Annotated in this window: 16 protein-coding genes and 1 riboswitch; of the genes, 10 read left to right on the top strand and 6 right to left on the bottom strand. The window is 73.4% G+C overall.

Features of this window, described 5'->3' with window-relative positions; translation table 11 throughout:
• Positions 1–64 precede the first annotated feature (64 nt).
• From ACSBPG_RS20225 to ACSBPG_RS20215, 3 genes are all read left to right on the top strand, one after another.
• Positions 65–1,498 (top strand): PLP-dependent aminotransferase family protein, encoded by a 1,434-nt coding sequence (locus ACSBPG_RS20225; RefSeq protein WP_435539046.1) that lies wholly within the window; start codon positions 65–67, stop codon positions 1,496–1,498.
• Between the two features lie 402 nt (positions 1,499–1,900).
• A complete protein-coding gene (locus ACSBPG_RS20220) occupies positions 1,901–2,410 on the top strand; it encodes a 4Fe-4S binding protein (RefSeq protein ID WP_435539011.1) in 510 nt (169 codons plus the stop codon).
• Positions 2,411–2,485: 75 nt separating this feature from the next.
• Positions 2,486–2,875, top strand: coding sequence for a DUF983 domain-containing protein (locus ACSBPG_RS20215; protein WP_435539010.1), 390 nt, complete (start codon positions 2,486–2,488; stop codon positions 2,873–2,875).
• A 172-nt stretch (positions 2,876–3,047) separates the two neighbouring features.
• On the opposite strand, the gene ACSBPG_RS20210 is transcribed toward ACSBPG_RS20215, so the two are convergent.
• A complete protein-coding gene (locus tag ACSBPG_RS20210; protein ID WP_435539009.1) occupies positions 3,048–3,620 on the bottom strand; it encodes a hydrolase in 573 nt (190 codons plus the stop codon).
• 90 nt (positions 3,621–3,710) lie between these two features.
• Between ACSBPG_RS20210 and ACSBPG_RS20205 the strand changes: the two genes are divergently transcribed.
• Positions 3,711–4,310 carry a TetR family transcriptional regulator gene (locus tag ACSBPG_RS20205; RefSeq protein ID WP_435539008.1) on the top strand — a complete coding sequence of 200 codons (600 nt, stop codon included), beginning with the start codon at positions 3,711–3,713 and terminating at the stop codon, positions 4,308–4,310.
• Positions 4,311–4,369: 59 nt separating this feature from the next.
• Here the strand turns inward: ACSBPG_RS20205 and ACSBPG_RS20200 are convergent, their stop codons facing one another.
• From ACSBPG_RS20200 to ACSBPG_RS20185, 4 genes are read right to left on the bottom strand one after another with little or no spacing between them, the layout of a single operon-like run.
• Complete coding sequence (locus tag ACSBPG_RS20200; RefSeq protein WP_435539007.1) at positions 4,370–4,975, bottom strand: fasciclin domain-containing protein; 606 nt, start codon at positions 4,973–4,975, stop codon at positions 4,370–4,372.
• Positions 4,976–5,018: 43 nt separating this feature from the next.
• The gene (locus tag ACSBPG_RS20195; RefSeq protein ID WP_435539006.1) at positions 5,019–6,518 is read right to left on the bottom strand and encodes an MFS transporter; all 1,500 of its coding nucleotides are present in this window, start codon (positions 6,516–6,518) and stop codon (positions 5,019–5,021) included.
• The gene (locus tag ACSBPG_RS20190; RefSeq protein WP_435539005.1) at positions 6,515–7,426 is read right to left on the bottom strand and encodes a sigma-70 family RNA polymerase sigma factor; all 912 of its coding nucleotides are present in this window, start codon (positions 7,424–7,426) and stop codon (positions 6,515–6,517) included. The genes ACSBPG_RS20195 and ACSBPG_RS20190 overlap by 4 nt, the downstream gene beginning before the upstream one ends.
• A gap of 1 nt (position 7,427) precedes the next feature.
• Complete coding sequence (locus ACSBPG_RS20185; RefSeq protein ID WP_435539004.1) at positions 7,428–7,859, bottom strand: carboxymuconolactone decarboxylase family protein; 432 nt, start codon at positions 7,857–7,859, stop codon at positions 7,428–7,430.
• 217 nt (positions 7,860–8,076) lie between these two features.
• On the opposite strand from ACSBPG_RS20185, the gene ACSBPG_RS20180 reads away from it, so the two are divergent.
• From ACSBPG_RS20180 to ACSBPG_RS20170, 3 genes are all read left to right on the top strand, one after another.
• Positions 8,077–8,517 carry a hypothetical protein gene (locus tag ACSBPG_RS20180; protein ID WP_435539003.1) on the top strand — a complete coding sequence of 147 codons (441 nt, stop codon included), beginning with the start codon at positions 8,077–8,079 and terminating at the stop codon, positions 8,515–8,517.
• 138 nt (positions 8,518–8,655) lie between these two features.
• A complete protein-coding gene (locus tag ACSBPG_RS20175) occupies positions 8,656–9,078 on the top strand; it encodes a YciI family protein (RefSeq protein ID WP_435539002.1) in 423 nt (140 codons plus the stop codon).
• A 72-nt stretch (positions 9,079–9,150) separates the two neighbouring features.
• The gene (locus ACSBPG_RS20170) at positions 9,151–10,410 is read left to right on the top strand and encodes an RNA polymerase sigma factor (RefSeq protein WP_435539001.1); all 1,260 of its coding nucleotides are present in this window, start codon (positions 9,151–9,153) and stop codon (positions 10,408–10,410) included.
• Positions 10,411–10,492: 82 nt separating this feature from the next.
• Here the strand turns inward: ACSBPG_RS20170 and ACSBPG_RS20165 are convergent, their stop codons facing one another.
• Positions 10,493–11,614 carry a 2-aminoethylphosphonate--pyruvate transaminase gene (locus ACSBPG_RS20165; protein WP_435539000.1) on the bottom strand — a complete coding sequence of 374 codons (1,122 nt, stop codon included), beginning with the start codon at positions 11,612–11,614 and terminating at the stop codon, positions 10,493–10,495.
• Between the two features lie 317 nt (positions 11,615–11,931).
• On the opposite strand from ACSBPG_RS20165, the gene ACSBPG_RS20160 reads away from it, so the two are divergent.
• The 3 genes from ACSBPG_RS20160 to ACSBPG_RS20150 are packed head-to-tail and all read left to right on the top strand — an operon-like array spanning position 11,932 to position 15,783.
• On the top strand, positions 11,932–12,957 hold the full coding sequence (locus ACSBPG_RS20160; protein ID WP_435538999.1) for a putative 2-aminoethylphosphonate ABC transporter substrate-binding protein: 1,026 nt from the start codon (positions 11,932–11,934) through the stop codon (positions 12,955–12,957).
• A gap of 7 nt (positions 12,958–12,964) precedes the next feature.
• Positions 12,965–14,077: a putative 2-aminoethylphosphonate ABC transporter ATP-binding protein gene (locus tag ACSBPG_RS20155; protein ID WP_435538998.1), complete on the top strand. Its 1,113-nt coding sequence runs from the start codon at positions 12,965–12,967 to the stop codon at positions 14,075–14,077.
• On the top strand, positions 14,074–15,783 hold the full coding sequence (locus ACSBPG_RS20150; RefSeq protein ID WP_435538997.1) for a putative 2-aminoethylphosphonate ABC transporter permease subunit: 1,710 nt from the start codon (positions 14,074–14,076) through the stop codon (positions 15,781–15,783). Before ACSBPG_RS20155 ends, ACSBPG_RS20150 begins: the two co-directional genes overlap by 4 nt.
• Before the next feature lie 46 nt (positions 15,784–15,829).
• Positions 15,830–15,937: riboswitch (SAM-I-IV-variant riboswitch) on the top strand.
• Positions 15,938–15,970 lie beyond the last annotated feature (33 nt).

The raw sequence follows: 15,970 nt of genomic DNA, 5'->3' as shown, positions 1-15,970 counted from the left end.
CGGGCCGGTCGCGTGCGCGCCCGCCGCCGCACCACTTTTCGCCCGGAGACAGGGATTGAGCAGCGTGAAGGGCGCGAGTGTCCGCATGCCGGCGGAGCGGAGCAACTGGGTTCCGGACATCGCGAACCGCGACAGGCCCGTCTATCTGGCCATTGCGGAAGCCATCGCCGACGACGTCCGGACGGGCCGGCTGGTCCCCGGCCAGCGCCTGCCGCCGCAACGCCTGCTCGCCGAGCGCATGGGAATCGACTTCACGACGGTGTCCCGCGCCTATGTCGAGGCGCGTCGCCGCGGGCTGATCGATGCCCGGGTCGGGCAGGGCACCTTCGTCCGGGCGCCCTCGGCGACGAGACCCGGCGGCGACGGCCGGAGCGTCGCGGCGGCGGCGCGGGTCATCGACATGACGATGAACCAGCCCCCCCTGCCGGATCGCCACGACCTGCCCGGCCGCCTGCGCGACGGGATGGCGGCGGTCGTCAGGGACATGGACCTGCGGGGCATGCTGCACTATCCGGGTGCCGGCGACGGGCGGGAGGACCGTGCGGCCGGCGCGGCATGGCTTGCGGCGCGGCTGCCGGACGTGCCGGTCGAGCGGCTGCTGGTCACGCCGGGCACGCAGGGCGCTCTGCTGGCGCTGCTGACCGCCCTGACCCGCCCCGGCGACGCCGTCTGCGCCGAGGCGCTGACCTATCCCGGCTTCAGGGCGATCGCCGGCCAGCTCGGGCTGCGCATCATCGGCGTGCCCATGGACGGCGACGGGCTGGATCCGGACGCCCTTCGGCACGCCCTCATCCGGCATCGTCCCAAGCTGCTGTACTGCGTCCCGACCTTCCACAACCCGACGACCGCGACGCTGCCGTTGGAGCGCCGCCAGGCCATCGTTGCGGTGGCACGGGAGCACGGCGTGCCGATCGTCGAGGACGACGTCTACGGCCCGCTGCCGGCCGACCCGCCGCCGCCCCTGGCGGCGCTCGCGCCGGAGGCGGTCTACCACGTCGCCGGCCTGGCCAAGTGCCTGTCGCCGATGCTGCGGATCGCCTACGTCGTGTCACCCGACGCGCGGCAGCATCTGCGGGTGGCGGCGGCGCAGCGGGGCACGACGCTGATGGCGTCGCCGCTCAACGCCGCGCTCGCCCGCCGCTGGATCGCGGACGGCACCGCCGGTGCCCTTCTCGACGCCATCCGCGCGGAGGCCGTGGCCCGCCGGGCGCTCGCCGAGTCCATGCTGCCGGCGGACCGCATCGTCACGAAACCCGAGGCATTCCACGTCTGGCTGCATCTGCCGGAGGCCTGGACACGCGGGGAGTTCACCGCGCATCTGCGGACGCGAGGCATCGCCGCGGTGGGCAGCGACGCCTTCGCCACCACGCCGGACACGCCGGAGGCGCTCCGCATCTGCCTGGGCGCCGCCGAGAACCGGGAGGAGGTCCGCCACGTCCTGGAGATCATCGCCGACGCCCTCGATCAACTGCCGTCGTCCGCCGGCGTCATCATCTGACGACGGTCCCGGATCTGACGACGGTCCCGGGCGGGCGTGCCCGGGCTGCGGCAAGTCGCCGCAATGCGATCAATCCAGCTTGATTGATCGGATATTTATGCGGACAAAATCCCTGCAAGTGCGAGGGGTGAGCGGCGTGATTGCCGGCAGGGCGGTCGGATCGGCTGCGCCTTCGTAAGAAACACAGCCATGACGCCATCCTATGCAGAAGCTCGCCCGGTCCCCGCTCGGGGATCATCGGGCCGCCGCGGCCGCTCCGGCCGCGGCGGCTCCCGCTCCGCTCTTCGGTCGGCGCCGGAAAATCCATCCGAAAGCCGTCCGGGGGCGGTTCCGGCAGACCAAGTGGATTCTTGCCGCCGTGCTTCTGGCGGTTTACGCGGCCCGGACTTGCCGGACCAGGCGGTGCTGCTCGATCTCGACGGCCAACGCTTGTACCTGTTCGGCATCGATCTCTGGCCCCGGCACATCCACCATCTCACGGGCGTCATGATCCTGGCGGCGGTCGGGCTGTTCCTGGCGACCGCACTGGCCGGCCGCGTGTGGTGCGGCTACGCCTGCCCGCGGACCGTATGGACGGACCTGTTCGTGCTGGTCGAGGAATCGATCGAGGGTGACCGCGGCGCCCGCATCCGGCTCGACGCGGGGCCGCGCACCGCCGCGTGGGTCCTCAAGAAGACGGCCAAGCACGCGGTGTGGATGGCGATCGCTGCCGTCACCGGCGGCACGGCCGTGCTCCATTTCATCGACTCGCACGGCTTCCTGGCCGATCTCGGGCGGCTCGAGGCGTCGACGCCGGTCCTTTGGTGCGCCCTGACGCGTCCGGCGACGGCGGCGTCCCCGGCGCGCCGCCGCGGTCGGCCGGAAGGATGGTCCGGGAGCTGGCCCCCTTCGGAAACCAGGCGGCTGCCATGACAATTGATCGCATCAATTCCTGTCATCAATCCATACACTGTGAGCATGCATGGTGTCGGCAATCAGGAGCGGAGCATGACGACGGAGCCGCAGCGTTCGGCGACGAGCGCGTTCGAGCTTGGCATGAAGGGGTGCTGCCCGCGCTGCCGCAAGGGGCGGATCTTCCGTGGCTTTCTGAAGCTGGCCCCGCGCTGCGAGGTGTGTGGGCTCGACTATTCGTTCGCCGATCCGGCCGACGGCCCGGCCTTCTTCGCGATGTCGATCGCGAGCTTTCCCGTGGTCGGGTTCGCCGCGTGGCTGGAGCTGGCGCTGCAGGTGCCGCTGCTGATCAACATCATCCTGACGTCGGTCCTGATCGTCGCCGTCTGCTGCGCCCTGCTGCGGCCCCTGAAGGGCTGGCTCGTCTGCTCGCAGTACATCAACAAGGCCGAGGAAGCGCGTCTCGCCGCGCCGGGCGAGGACTGACCGCCTCTCGCCATCGCGTTCCGGCGCACGGGAACGCGGACTCGTCGCCGAATGGAACCGCCTCGACGCCGCGCAGGCGCAGATGGAGCCGCACACGCACACGTGACGCGCGATCGCGGGCCGCCCCGACCGGGGCTGGCGGGGCCGGCGGTCCCGCCGCGGGGTGGCGCGGTCAGGCGGCGGGAAAGGCGAGGGCGCTTTCCCGGGTCACCCGGGCGATCCGCGGGAAGATGTGGCGGACGGCCATGGCGTGCAGGTCGGCCGACGCTCCGGCGCAGGCGTCCTCCACCAGCAGCACCTCGTAGCCGTGCTCCCACGCCTGGCGCGCGGTGGATTCCACGCCGAAGTTGGTGGCGATGCCGCCCAGCACGATGGTGCGCACGCCCCGCCGGCGCAGTTGCAGGTCGAGTTCGGTGCCGTGGAAGGCGCCCCATTGACGCTTGGTGATCACCAGGTCGCTCGGCTGGGCCAGCCCATCCGCCAGGGCCGACCAGTCCGCCGGGAGGCCGCCCGGCGGCCGCGCCGGCGGCTGGTCCACCGGCTGGCGCAGCGCGTCGGCGTAGTCGTCGGCCCAGGCGACGCGCACCAGCACCACCGGGGCGCCGGCGGCGCGGAAGCGGTCGGCCAGCCGCCGTCCGGCGGCCAGGACCTCGGCGCCGGAGCGCGGCGCCAGGTCCATCCCGATGATTCCGTTCTGCAGGTCGATCAGGACGAGGGCGGTGGTCCGTGGGTCGAGCTCGGGCATGGCGTCGTCTCGCATGCGGTCCGGGGGAAGGGTGACAGAGCGCGAGGCGTGCGCTAAGGGAGGACGGGCTCGCGGCAAGGAAGGTTGAGGATGGCCTCGCGAAAATCAAGGGCGACGGCGCTGGAACCGAAACGCAGGCGGGGCCGTGAGCGGGTCGAGGGGCTGCTCGCCGCGGCCGCCGCGGTGTTCGCGGAAAAGGGCTACGACGCCGCGACCATGACCGAGATCGCGGCGCGCGCGGGGGCGGCCATCGGTTCGCTCTACCGCTTCTATCCCTCCAAGGAGGTGCTGGCCGACACCCTGCTCGCCCGCTACGGCGACCACATGCTGGCCGGGCTCGACGCCATCGCGGCGGGGAAGGACGGCCGCGACCCGGCGGCGCTGGCCGACCGGCTGGTCGCCCTTCTCCTGGCGCTGCGCTCCGAGCGCGCGGCGGCGGTCGCCCTGCTGGACGCGCGCGGCGACGGGAACGACCGGCGCGCCGTCCTGCGCGCCGCCATGCGCCGGCGCATCGCCGCCGTCCTCGTCGAGGCCGGGGTGCCGTCCACGGCGGCCGATGCCCGGGCCGCCGTCGTCATGCATCTCCTGCGCGCCGTGCCGGTGCTGGCCGAGGAGGAGGAGGCCGGCGTCGGCGGGGCGGTCGACGCGGCGCGCGCGGTGCTCCGCCGCGCCGTGGCGCCGGACCTGTGAGGCGGTCGCGCGGCTCCCGGACGGGGCGGCGGCGCCGCGCCGCACCGCCGCCCGCCGGGTCAGCCCGGCATCAGCACCGTGTCGACGACATGGATCACGCCGTTGGCCTGGTGGACGTCGTAGGTGGAGATGTTGGCGACCGTACCGGCGCCGTCGCGGATGGCGATGTTGTGCGGGCCGTTCATGGAGGCGGTGAGGATGGCGCCGTTGACCGTCTTCAACGTCGCCTCGCCGTTGCCGGCGGCGATCCGCTGCTTCAGCGCCGCCGCGTCGAGGCGGCCGGGCACCACGTGGTAGGTCAGGATCCTGGTGAGCGCCCCCTTGTTCTCCGGCTTGACCAGGGTGTCCACGGTGCCCGCCGGCAGGTCGCGGAAGGCGGCGTCGGTCGGCGCGAACACGGTGAAGGGCCCGGCGCCGCGCAGCGTGTCCACCAGCCCCGCGGCCTTGACCGCGGCCACCAGCGTGGTGTGGTCGGCGGAGTTGACGGCGTTGTCGACGATGGTCCTGCCGGGCAGCATCGGCTGGCCGCCGACGATCACCGGGGCGGCCGCCGGACCGGCCATCGGGGCATCCGCCATGGTGCCCGCCATGGTGCCGGCCACGGCGCCCCAGGCGAGGGTGGACAGGACGGCGGCGGACAGCAGAACGGTGGTGCGATTGCTCATGGTCTCTTCCCTGTCGCTGTGTCGTTGGCAGTCGAGTGCGCACTCACCGCCGCATACGGACGTGCGGCCGCGTTCGGATCGCCGGCGGACACGACTTTCTTTCGCCCGATCGCGGTACGCCGTTCGCGCCGGGAGAGCCGCCGGTCCGCGAGCGCACGCCGCGCCATGCGGTGACCACCGCCGCCGCCGGGGCGACCGCGAACAGGGCGAACAGCCAGAAGGCGGCGTGCGACGCCCCCGCCGCGCCGCCGGGTGTGGCGATGCCGGCGCGGTTGGCGGCCGCTCCGGCCGCCGCGGCACCCAGCGCCGCGGCGAAGAGCTGGACCGTGGTGACGGCCGCCGCCGCGAGGTCCTGTTCGGCCGCCGCGGCGGCCCGGATGGTGCGGGTCACCAGGTGGGGCCAGCACAGGCCGATGCCGAAGCCGACCAGCAGCAGCCCGGCGCAGGCCGGCACCAGGGCGCCGCCCGCCGGCAGGTACGCCGCGCCGAGCGCCAAGCCGGCCAGGCACAGCGCCGGACCGAGCGCGACGGCGCGCTCCGCCCGCCGGCCGCTCCAGTCGGCGCCGAGCAGCGACCCGAGCGTCCAGCCCATGGCCGGCAGGGCGGCCAGATAGCCCGCGGCCAGAGGGGACTGTCCGTGCAGGACCTGCAGCAGGTAGGGCACGTACACCTCCGGCTGCATGCCGATCATCAGCAGCGCCACCGTGACGTACAGCGCGCCGGGCGCCCGCCCCGCCCGCAGGGCACCCGCCGGCAGCAGGCGCACGGCGGCCCGCCGTTCCACCGCCACCAGCAGGGCCAGCAACGCCAAGGCGCCGAGAATGCCGGCGGCGTGGCGTGACGGATCCGTGCCCACCCCGCCCGCCGACAGGACCAGCACGGCGAGGGAGAGCAGCAGCAGTTGGCCGGCCGGGAGCGCTCCGTCCGGCCGTGCCCCGTCCTCCCGTGCGCCCGCCGTTCCGGGAAGCGTCGCCCACGCCAGGGCGGCGAACAGGGCGGTGGCCGGCAGCAGCGTCCAGAAGGCGGCGCGCCAGGCCCCGGCCGCGGCGAACACGCCGCCCAGCGCCGGTCCGATGAGCGTCGCCACCCCCCACAGGGTGGAGATCAGGCCGATGGCGCGGGCCCACAGCGGTTCCGGAAAGACGAGGCGGACGACGCCGTAGGCCAGCGCGTAGAGCAGCCCGCCGCCCAGCCCCTGGACGAAGCGGCCGGCCAGCAGCACGGCCATCGACGGCGCCGCGGCGCAGGCGAGCGAGCCGGCGCCGAACAGCAGCGCCGCGACGGCATAGGCGCCGCGCCCGCCGGAGCGGCGCAGCAGCCGTGCCGACACGGCGGCGCCGAGGATGGACGCGACGACGAACAGGGTCGTGCTCCAGGCGTAGTAGTCGAGGCCGCCGATGTCGCGGACGACCGACGGCATGATGGTGGCGGCGACGTAGATGTTGACCGCCTGGAGCAGCACCCCGCCGCCGAGCACCAGGGAGTGGGCGGCGTTGCGTCCGGCGAACAGCGCCGCCCAGCCGGCGGGCACCGCGGCGGTCATCGGATCGGCTCCCCGGCGAGCGCGGCGAGCTTGTCCGGGTTGCGGACGATGAAGACGTCGGTCGCCCGGCCGGCCTCGTCGAAGGCGAAGCCGACGCTGGCCGCGACGCCGCCCACTCCCTGGTGCTTGGCGGACCGCAGCAGGAAGCCGCGCCCGCCGTTGATGTCCGCCGGCACCCAGCGGTAATCGGCCCAGTAGCCGCCGAGCCGGTCGGTCAGGAAGGACAGGACCGCCGTCTTGCCCTGCAGCACGTCCAGCAGCGTGGCCACCTTGCCGCCGCCGTCCGCGCTGAGCCGCACGTCGTCGGACAGGAGGGCCGCCAGCGGGGCGGTGATCCCGTCGGTGACGGCGGTCCGGAACGCGTCGAGCAGGCGGTCCTGGCGGTCCGGAGCGACCACGTGCCGGACCTTCGTCCGGTCGACGTTGGCCTTGGCGCGCTGCACCAGCTTGCGGCACGCCGCCTCACCGACGCCGAGCGCCGCGGCGACCTCCGGGTAGGGGCGGTCGAAGACCTCGTGCAGCAGGAAGGCGGCCCGTTCCTTGGGTGCCAGCCGCTCCAGCATCAGGAGGAACGCGGTGGTGAGCGAGGCCGCCAGCTCGCGCCGGTCTTCCGCGTCGTCGACCGCGGTGGGGACCGCGGTGTGGACCGGCTCCGGCAGCCACGCGCCGACATAGTCGACGCGGGCGCGGTGGGCGGCCCGGAGCAGGTCGAGGCAGCGGCGGGTGCAGGCGGTCGTCAGCCATCCCGCCGGATTGTCGATCGCGGCGCGGTCGGCCGCCTGCCACTTGAGGAAGGTGTCCTGCACGGCGTCCTCGGCGTCGGCGCGCGAGCCCAGGATGCGGTAGGCCAGCCCCAGCAGCGTGGGGCGGGCCTCCGCGAACGCCGCGACGGGGTCGCGTCCGTCCATCTCAATGCCCCGAGATCTGGATGCGGTTCCACAGATTGATCATCGCGACCGTCCCGGTGATGATGCCGATCTCCGCCTCGGTGAAATGGCGCCGCAGCTCGGCGCGCAAAGCCCCGAGGTCGGCCCGGCCGTCGAGGACGGTCAGCGCCTCGGTCCAGGCCAGCGCCGCCTTCTCCCGCGCGGTGAAGTCGCCCACCTGGTCCCAGACGATGATCCGGTCCAGCCGCTCGTTGGTTTCGCCGTCGTCGCGGGCCTCGCGCGTGTGCATCTTGACGCAGAAGGCGCAGCGGTTGATCTGCGAGGCGCGCAACTGGACCAGGTGGTGGATGGTCCGGTCGAGCCCGCGGGCGTCCATCGCCTGGTGGACGGCGGCCAGCGCCTTGAGGACGTCGGGGATCTCCAGATCGTAGCGGATTGCCCTGGTGTCGTTCATGGTCCGTCTCCGTGGCGGTCGGCCGATCCGACCTTCGTTCCGGTGACGAACGGCGGCACCGCCCTGTGACGTGCCCGACGCTTTTTCCCGATGGGGCGACCGGCGCCCGGCCGCCGTCACGGCGAACGCACTTGCCGCCGTTCCATGAAGGGCGATGTTCCTGTCGTCGCCCGGAGACCGCCCGGGGGGCGGACGGAACGGTTCGGGAGGCTCTGCCATGGCCGCACTCAGGACGCTTGCCCTCGTGCTGGGCGCCGTCATCCTCGTGCCGGCGGGCGCGCACGTCCTCGAACTGCCTGGCAAGATCGGGATGGACCGGGATGCCTACGCCCTCGTCCAGTCCATCTACCGGGGCTGGGCCCTGTTCGGCATCCCGATCGTCGCGGCGGTGCTGGCGAACGGCGCCCTTTTCGTCGCCCTGCGGCGCCGGGAACCGGCGCAGGCCCGCTGGGCGCTGGCGGCATGCCTGCTGATCCTGGCGAGCCTCGGTGTCTTCTTCGTCTGGGTCTTCCCGGCCAACCAGGCGACGGCCAATTGGACCACGCTGCCGGACGTGTGGGAGAACCTGCGGCGGGACTGGGAATACGGCCACGCCGCGGCCGCGCTGCTCGTCGCCGCCGCGTTCCTGGCGACCGTCATGGCGACGGTGCGGCGGTAGGGCGGTTTCCGACCGGACCCGACCGCCGGCGTCGCGATGCCGGAGAGAAATTCCGCCGCCCTTGTCGAATCCGCCGGGGCCCGTTCGTCGTGGAGGCAGGGAGGCCATCGGGGCCGCCCACGCAAGGGGAGACAGACGATGCGCGTGATGGTGATGGTCAAGGCGACGCAGGACAGCGAAGCGGGCGCGATGCCCTCCGCCGAGCTGGCCGAGGCGATGGGCAAGTACAACGAGGAACTGATCGCCGCCGGCATCATGCTGTCCGGCGAAGGCCTCAGGCCCTCCGCGCAGGGCAAGCGCGTCGCCTTCGACGGGCCGAGCCGCACCGTGATCGACGGTCCCTTCGCGGAAACGCGCGAGCTGGTCGCCGGCTACTGGTTGTGGGAGGTTAAGGACATGGACGAAGCGGTCGCGTGGGTGAAGCGCTGTCCCAACCCGATGCCGGGGCCGAGCGAGATCGAGCTCCGCCCGGTGGTGGAGATGGCCGATTTCGCCGAGGTGCTGACCCCCGAGGTCGCCGAGCTCCACGAGCGCAACCGCAAGCAGCTCGAGAGCCGCTGACGGCCGCCGATGGCGTCCGGTCGCCGCCGGGTCTTGTCGAACGGGGGGACGCGTCCCCGGTCTGGAGGTGTGGTGGCGACCGAGGTCCATCGGACGGTCGAGACGGTCTTCCGGATCGAGCGGGCCCGGCTCATCGCCGGCCTCGCCCGGATGACGCGCGACGTCGACCGGGCCGAGGAGCTGGCGCAGGACGCGCTGGCGACCGCTCTGGCCGAATGGCCGGCGACCGGCGTTCCCCGCAACCCCGGCGCCTGGCTGCTGGCCGTCGCCAAGCGCCGCGCGATCGACGCCGGGCGCCGTGAGCGGATGCGCGACCGCAAGCACGCCGAGATCGCCCGGCACATCGAGGCGGACCGCGATGGCGGCGTCGCGGCGCTGGAGGCGGCGATGGACGACGACATCGGCGATCCCCTGCTCGGGCTGATCTTCACCGCCTGCCACCCGGTGCTGTCCAGGGAGGCGCGGGCGGCGCTCACGCTCCGGCTGGTCGGCGGCCTCACCACCGGGGAGATCGCGCGCGCCTTCCTGACGAGCGAGCCGACGATCGCCCAGCGCATCGTCCGCGCCAAGAAGACGATCCGCCAGGCCGGCCTCGCCTTCGAGGTGCCGCGCGGCCGCGAGCGCGCCGCACGGCTCGCCTGGGTGCTCGAGGTGGTCTACCTCATCTTCAACGAGGGCTATGCCGCCACCGCCGGCGAGGACCTGGTCCGCCCCGCGCTGTGCGCGGAGGCGCAACGGCTCGGACGCATCCTCGCCGGGCTCGCGCCGGCGGAACCCGAGGTGTTCGGCCTGCTCGCGCTGATGGAGATCCAGGCCTCCCGCCTCGCCGCGCGCCAGGACCCCGACGGCGGCTTCGTCCCGATCACGCGGCAGAACCGCGCGCGCTGGGACCGGCGGCTGATCCGCCGCGGCCTCGCCGCGCTCGCGCGGGCCGAGGCGCTGGGCGGCGCCGACGGACCCTATGCGCTCCAGGCGGCGCTGGCCGCCTGCCATGCGCGGGCGCGGAGCGCCGAGGACACCGACTGGCTGGAGATCGCCGGCCTCTACGACCGGCTCGCCGCGGTGGCGCCCTCGCCGGTCGTCGAACTCAACCGCGCGGTGGCCCACAGCATGGCCCACGGCCCGGACGCCGGCCTCGCGCTGCTCGACGCGATCGTCCAGACCGCCGCGCTGGAGGACTACGCGCCGCTGCCGGCGGCGCGGGCCGACTTCCTCTTTCGCGCGGGGCGGCTCGCCGAGGCCCGCGGCGAGTTCCTGCGGGCCGCCGCGCTGACCGGCAACGCGCGGGAGAGGCAGTGGCTCCTCGCCCGCGCCGCCGCCTGCGCGCCCTGAAGCGGCCGCCGGCCGGCCGAACGCCGCGGGCGTGTTTGGAGCAAGACCGCGTTTGACCGGATCGGCCAAGCGCGGTCTTGCTTTAGGCGCCGGGCAGCGCCACGCCCATCTCCGCCATCGCCTCGGCGCAGGCCGCCGCACAGCCCCGCATGACCTCCGCGTCGACGGCGCCGATGCAGCCCAGGCGGAAGCTCTCGACCGCCGTCATCTTGCCGGGATAGATGACGAAGCCGCGGCGCTTCATGGCCTCGTAGAAGGCGGGAAAGCGGTAGGCCGGGTCGTCGGGGGCGAGGAAGGTGACGATGATCGGCGACTGCAGGGCGTCGGGCAGCAGGGTGCGCAGGCCGAGCCGGCGCATCGCCGCCACCAGGGCGTCGCGGTTGGCGGCGTAGCGGGCCAGCCGCGCCGGCTGCCCGCCCTCGGCGTCGAACTCGTCGAGCGCCTGGCGGAACGCCGCCAGGACGTGGGTGGCGGGGGTGAAGCGGAACTGCCCGGTGCGCTCCATGTAGGCCCATTGCGCCGCCAGATCGAGGCTGAGCGGGGCGGTGCCGTGCCGCGCCGCCGCCGCCAGGGCGTCGCTGCGGACGATGACGAAGCCGAGGCCGGGCACGCCCTCCAGGCACTTGTTGGTGGAGAAGACGATCGCCTCGTAGGGGTGGCGCACGGGGTCGAGGGGCAGGGCGCCGAAGGCGCTCATGGCGTCGACGATCAGGCGCACGCCGCGGGCGGCGGCGAGGTCGGCAACGGCCGCGGCCTCGTTGAGGATGCCGGTCGAGGTCTCGACCTGCACCACCGCCAGGTGGGTGACGTCGGCGTGATCGTCGAGCGCGCGGTCGACGGCGGCGGCGGTCAGCGGCTCGCCCTCGTCCAGCCCCAGCGCGGCGTGGGCGATCCCGGCGCGGCGGCAGATCTCCACCATGCGCTGCCCGTAGGCGCCGTTGACGCCGATCAGCACGCGGCCGCCGCCGCCCGCCAGGGTCAGCAGCGCCGCTTCCACCGCGAAGGTGCCGCTGCCCTGCATCGGCACGCAGGCGTAACGGTCTTCCGGCGCCGCGGCGATGGCGAGCAGGCGGCGGCGCACCTCGGCGGTCAGCGCGCGGAAGTCGCCGTCCCAGGAGCCCCAATCCTCCAGCATCGCCCGCTTGACGCTGTCGGTGGTGGTCAGTGGGCCCGGGGTGAGCAGCCAGCGGCGTGGGCCGGTCATGATGGATCGTCCTGCGGTCTGTGGTCGGGACGGAGCCTGCCGGACCCGATCCCATCAGTCAAAACGCGTTCTACGATGCTCGCATAGACAAAACCTATGGATCGCTGCTCCCGGAAAAGCCGAGCCCGCCCAGCGGCTTGGGCGCGGCCGGGCGGTGCCCGGGGGTGGCCGGGCGGGTGCCGGGCGCGGGAATCCGGCCGTCTTTGGTCGTGGAACGTCACGAAAACATACGGGCCCGGTCATCAAACGGTCGTTCGCCGTCCGGATGATGCCGACGCACCGCGACCACGCCGTCGCCACAGGAACCGGGGGAAGAGATGGGGATCAGGACGCTGCTGGCCGCCACCGTGGCGGCGGCCGCGCTCGGCATCGCGCCGGCGCACGCCAAGACCGAGCTGACCGTCTACACCGCGGTCGAGCCGGAAGAGCTGGACGGGTTCGAGAAGGCCTTCGAGGCCGCCCACCCCGACGTCGACATCCGCTGGGTCCGCGACAGCACCGGCATCGTCACCGCCAAGCTGCTGGCGGAGAAGGACAACCCCCGCGCCGACGTGATCTGGGGCCTGGCCGCCACCAGCCTGCTGGTGATGGACAAGGAGGGCATGCTGGAGCCCTACGCGCCCAAGGGGGTGGAGGCGCTCGACAAGAAGTATCTCGACACCCGCCACGACACGCCGCACTGGGTCGGCCAGCGCGCCTGGATCGCCTCGATCTGCGTCAACACCGCCGAGGCCGAGGCGAAGAAGCTGCCGATCCCGGCCTCCTGGGACGATCTGGCGAAGCCGGTCTACAAGGGCGCCATCGTCATGCCCAACCCGAACTCCTCGGGCACCGGCTTCCTCGACGTCTCCTCGTGGATGCAGATGTGGGGGGCGGACAAGGCCTGGGCCTACATGGACAAGCTGCACGAGAACGTGGCGGTCTACACCCACTCCGGCTCCAAGCCCTGCAAGATGGCGGCGAAGGGCGAGTTCCCCATCGGCATCTCCTTCGCCTACGTCGGCGCCCAGCTGAAGGAGAAGGGCGCACCGCTGGAGGTGGTGGCGCCGTCCGAGGGCGTGGGCTGGGACCTGGAATCCTTCGCCCTGGTCAAGGGCTCGAAGAACCTGGAGGCGGCCAAGACGCTGGCGGACTGGTCGGTCTCCCGCCAGGCCAACGAGATGTACAACGAGGCCTACGCCGTCGTCGCCATGCCGGGCGTCGCCAAGCCGGTGAAGCATTTCCCGGCCGGCATCCAGGACCGGATGATCGACAACGACTTCGCCTGGGCGGCGGAGCACCGCGCCGACATCCTGAAGACCTGGCAGGAGCGCTACGGCGCCAAGAGCGAGCCGAAGAGCTGAGGCCGGCATGACCCGCTCCCCCCCGCCACCGGCCCTGCACGTCGAGGACGTCGTCAAGAGCTACGGGCGCTTCCGGGCGCTCGACGGCGTGTCACTCGCGGTGGCGGAGGGGGAATTCGTCTGTTTCCTCGGCCCGTCGGGCTGCGGCAAGACCACGCTCCTGCGCGTCGTCGCCGGGCTGGAGCGGCAGAGCGCCGGCCGCGTCTTCCAGCGCGGCGTCGACGTCTCCGACCGGCCGCCGGCGGCGCGCGACTTCGGCATCGTCTTCCAGTCCTACGCCCTGTTCCCCAACCTGACGGTGGCGCGCAACGTCGCCTACGGGCTGGAGCACGGGCCGCGCGCGGCGCGGCGCCCGCGCGGCGCGATCGCCGCCCGCGTCGACGAGCTGCTGGACCTGGTCGGGCTGGCCGACCAGGCCGCCAAGTACCCGGCGCAGCTCTCGGGCGGGCAGCAGCAGCGGGTGGCGCTGGCCCGTGCCTTGGCCTCGTCGCCGGGCCTGCTGCTGCTGGACGAGCCGCTGTCGGCGCTCGACGCCAAGGTGCGCCAGCGGCTGCGCGGCGAGATCCAGAACCTGCAGCGCCGCCTCGGCGTCACCACCGTCATGGTGACCCACGACCAGGAGGAGGCGCTGTCGGTCGCCGACCGCATCGTCGTCATGAACCGCGGCCGCATCGAGCAGGTGGGCACGCCGGCCGAGATCTACGCCCGGCCGGCGACGTCCTTCGTCGCCGGCTTCGTCGGCGCCGCCAACTTCCTGGCGGGCCACCGGACGCCCGACGGGCGGCTGCGCCTCGGCCCGCCCAACGGCGCCGGCGGCGAGCCGCTGACCCTGTGCCTGCGGCCGGAGGACGTCGCCTGCGAGCCGGCCGACGAGGGCGCGGCCGGGCCGGACGTCCTGATCGGCACCGTCGCCGGGGCGGAGTTCCTCGGCCCCGTCTACCGCACCCGCGTCGCCGTGCCGCGGCTGGCCGCCGAGCCCATCCTCGCCGACCTGCCGGCGGCCCACGCGCTGGGCCTCGGGCTGGAGCCCGGGCGGCGGGTGCGCATCCGGGTGGCCGAGGACCGGCTGCGCGCCTTTCCCGTGGACGCGGGGCCCGTGGACGCGGGGCCCGTGGCGTGACCGCCCAGGCCGACACGGCGCCGCTCGCCACGGCTCCCGCGCCCGCGCGGGCGCACGACGGCGAGCTGTGGGCGCTGCGGGCGGCGCTGCTCGCCGTCGCCGGCTTCCTCGCCGTGTTCGTGCTGCTGCCGCTCGGATCGCTGCTGGTCCGCGCCGTGCTCGACCGCGGCGGCGCCTTCGTCGGGCTGGCCAACATCCGCGACTATCTCGCCTCGCCGGCCCTAGCGGTGTCGCTGGGCAACTCCCTCCTCGTCGCCGGGGCGACCACGGCCCTGGTGGTGCCGCTGGCCTTCGTCTACGCCTACGCCCTGACCCGCTCGCGGCTGCCGGGGCGGGGGCTGCTGCGGCACGTCGCGCTCTTGCCGCTGCTGGCGCCGTCGCTGCTGCCGGCGATCGCGCTGGTCTATCTTTTCGGCAACCAGGGCGTGCTGCGCGGCCTGCTGATGGGGCACAGCGTCTACGGCCCCATCGGCGTGGTGATGGGGATGGCGTTCTACGTCTTCCCCCACGTGCTGATGATCCTGGTGACGGCGCTCGCCACCGCCGACGGCCGGCTCTACGAGGCGGCCGAGGCGCTGGGGGCGGGGCGCTGGACGGTGTTCCGCACGGTGACCCTGCCGGGTGCCCGCTACGGGCTGGTCAGCGCGTCGGTGGTCGCCTTCACCCTGGCGATCACCGATTTCGGCGTGCCCAAGGTGATCGGCGGCTCCTTCGACGTGCTCGCCACCGACGTCTACAAGCAGGTGGTGGGGCAGCAGAACTTCTCCATGGGCGCGGTGGTGGGGCTGGTGCTGCTGGTGCCGGCCGTGGTCGCCTTCGCCATCGACGTGGCGGTGCAGCGCCGGCAGAGTGCGGCGGTGAGCGCCCGCTCGGTGCCGCTCGTGCCGCGCCGCAGCCGGCGGCGCGACGCCGCCCTGCTGGCGGTCTGCCTGCCGGTGGCGGCGGCGGTGCTCGGCATCCTCGGCACCGCCGCCTGGGCCTCGACCATCAGCTTCTGGCCCTACAACCTGGCGCCGACCTGGCGCCACTACGACTTCGCCGCGAACTCCCCGGACGGCTGGCTGCCCTACCTCAACAGCCTGGAGATGGCGGGCTGGACGGCGCTGGCCGGCAGCGCGGTGATCTTCACCGGCGCCTATCTCATGGAGAAGGGGCGGGGGCACGCGGCGCTGCGCCACGGCATCCGGGCGCTCGCCATGGTGCCGCTGGCGGTGCCGGGGCTGGTGCTGGGCATCGCCTACATCTTCTTCTTCAACGCCCCGGCCAACCCGCTGGGGTTCCTCTACGGCACCATGGCGATCCTGGTGCTGTCGACCGTCGCCCACTTCTACACCGTCGCCCACCTCACCGCCGTGACCGCGCTGAAGCAGGTGGATGCGGAGTTCGAGGCGGCCTCGGCGTCGCTCAAGGTGCCGTTCTGGACGACCTATCTCCGGGTGACGGCGCCGGTGTGCCTGCCGGCGATCCTCGACATCGCCGTCTATCTCTTCGTCAACGCCATGACGACGGTGAGCGCGGTCGTGTTCCTCTATGCCCCCGACACCAAGCTGGCCTCCATCGCCGTCCTCAACATGGACGACGTCGGCGACACCGCGCCGGCCGCCGCCATGGCCATGCTGATCTTCGCCACCGCCTTCGCCGTGCGCGTGCTGTTCCTCGCCGCCGCCCGCACCCTGGTGGCGCGCACCCAGGCATGGCGGGGATGACCGCGGGCGCGGGCGTTGCCAAACGGCGCGGCGTGCTGTAGAACCGCTTCCGCATCGAGAGTTGGGGCGACGCCCAACGCCAACCTGCCGATCCGGGCAAGGTGGCGCTTCCGCAAGGAAGGATGTGGCCGAGCCGGCAACCAAACGGACAAGGGCCACGGCGTCCACCCCAATGAAGGGGCCCAGT

The organism is Azospirillum sp. ST 5-10, from assembly GCF_051225715.1.
Taxonomy (GTDB): domain Bacteria; phylum Pseudomonadota; class Alphaproteobacteria; order Azospirillales; family Azospirillaceae; genus Azospirillum.
The sequence above is the reverse complement of the archived record's forward strand: the minus strand, read 5'-3'. Positions and strand labels throughout refer to the sequence as shown.